Origin of the sequence: Clostridium sp. 1001270J_160509_D11 (assembly GCF_015667935.1) — a bacterium.
Classification (GTDB): domain Bacteria; phylum Bacillota; class Clostridia; order Peptostreptococcales; family Peptostreptococcaceae; genus Intestinibacter.
In genome coordinates this window covers 1-2,024 of sequence record NZ_JADPET010000241.1, presented here as the reverse complement: position 1 = coordinate 2,024, position 2,024 = coordinate 1, and the positions used below count along the sequence as shown (strand labels likewise).

2 protein-coding genes are annotated in these 2,024 nt (G+C 27.3%); one reads left to right on the top strand and one right to left on the bottom strand.

Annotated features, from left to right (window positions below; genetic code table 11):
* Positions 1-85: 85 nt before the first annotated feature.
* The gene (locus tag I4U58_RS13645; RefSeq protein WP_195931879.1) at positions 86-1,132 is read right to left on the bottom strand and encodes an FAD:protein FMN transferase; all 1,047 of its coding nucleotides are present in this window, start codon (positions 1,130-1,132) and stop codon (positions 86-88) included.
* A gap of 80 nt (positions 1,133-1,212) precedes the next feature.
* Between I4U58_RS13645 and I4U58_RS13640 the strand changes: the two genes are divergently transcribed.
* Positions 1,213-1,887 carry a uracil-DNA glycosylase gene (locus I4U58_RS13640; protein ID WP_195931878.1) on the top strand — a complete coding sequence of 225 codons (675 nt, stop codon included), beginning with the start codon at positions 1,213-1,215 and terminating at the stop codon, positions 1,885-1,887.
* Positions 1,888-2,024 lie beyond the last annotated feature (137 nt).

The following is a 2,024-nucleotide window of genomic DNA, read 5'->3' as shown; positions in this document are numbered from 1 at the left end:
TAAAATAAATAAAAAGACAACCTAATGGATAAAATCTATTAGGTTGTCTTTTTATTTATTATAATTAGTTCAGTTATCTCGTTGTTTAGTCAATTAATTCAAAAGAACTATCTTTTAGATTTAATTTTCCTTTTAAATTAGATGTAGTGTATATTTTTTTGTCTTTTGTTATAAATATAGCATCAGTATTATCTAAGCTTTCTATTAATTTCATGCCTTTTTCCAATCCTAATCCAAAAGTAGTTGTAGATAGTCCATCACCTACTATTGATGAATCTGAAATAATAGTGACACTGCTTAAATTATTTTCAAATGGATAACCTGTTGATGGGTCAAGCATATGATGATACATAACGCCATCTTGTTCTAAATATCTTTCATATATGCCAGAAGTAACTACAGACTGGTTTATAACTCCTATATTGGCAATAGAAGTACCATCTTCACTGTTAGGGTCTTGTATTCCGACTTTAAATTGAGTATCTTTAGATTTTTCTCCTAGTACAAATACATTTCCGCCAAGATTGATTATGGCTTTTTCTATATTTTGAGATTTTAAATACTCAACAATCTTATCAGCAGCATACCCTTTAGCTATTCCACCTAAATCTATCTCCATACCTTTTTTATTTAACTTCACACTTTTTTCTTTTTTATTTAATGAGATATCTTTATAATTTACAAGTTCTAACTTTTCTTTGATTTCATCTTTGCCTGGGACTCTCGCCTTGTCTGTTCCTATAGCCCATAAATCGACAACAGGCCCTATAGATATATCAAAGACTCCATCTGATATATTAGAAAAATGTATTGCCTTTTGTATTACTTCAAATGTATCATCAGAGATTTTAACATATTTTTCACCAGCATTTTGATTTATTTTATATACATCACTAGCTTCTCTTGTTTTAGACATTGTATTATCTATATTAAGTAGTATATCTCCACATTTTTTCAAAATTTCTTTTGAATCTGATTCTTTAACATTGTATAAAGTAATTTCACTTACTGTATTTAAGTCATAGTAAGTCTGACTATAATCCCCTTTATTAAAATTGCCCTTAAACAAATAGATGAAAAAACAAATAGCAATTACTGCTATTATTAAAAGGATAGATTTTTTCTTGTTCATAATGCCTCCTTCAAATAATTGTTTTATTATGTTATATTTAATTATAACATAATAAGAAAATATGAAGAGGAGTTTTTACAATGGTTAAATTAAATAACGATTGGGATGAATTATTAAAAGATGAATTCAAAAAAGAATATTATCAAAATCTTAGAGAATTCTTAAAAGAAGAGTATTCTAGTAGAGTTATATACCCAAATATGTACAATATATTTGAAGCATTAAAACATACTTCGTTTAAAGATACAAAAGTTCTGATATTAGGTCAAGATCCATACCATGGAGAAAACCAAGCGCACGGACTAGCTTTTTCAGTTCAAAAAGGTGTTAAGATTCCACCTTCGCTTTTAAATATATATAAAGAATTAAATCAGGATTTAGGTTGTTATATACCTAATAACGGATATTTAATACCATGGGCTGACCAAGGTGTATTACTTTTAAACACAGCATTAACTGTTAGAGCGCATGAAGCTAATTCACACCAAAATGTCGGATGGGAAATATTCACAGACAATATTATAAAATTATTAAATAAAAGAGAAGACCCAGCAATATTTGTTTTATGGGGAGGAAATGCTAGACGTAAAAAATCACTAATCGATACGAGTAGACATTATGTTTTAGAGTCAGCACATCCAAGTCCACTTTCAGCATATAGAGGATTCTTTGGATGTAAACATTTCTCAAAAATAAATGAAATATTAGAAAGCCTAGGAAAAGAGCCAATAGACTGGCAAATTCCAAATATATAATAGAAAGTTATTGTGTTTATGTTAAATTAATACCCTTCAACGTTAAAAAAAGATAAAAAAGTAGTTAATTGTAACAATTTATCATAATATAGAATATTATATAATAAAATTTATAAATTAAAAATTTTATTATATAA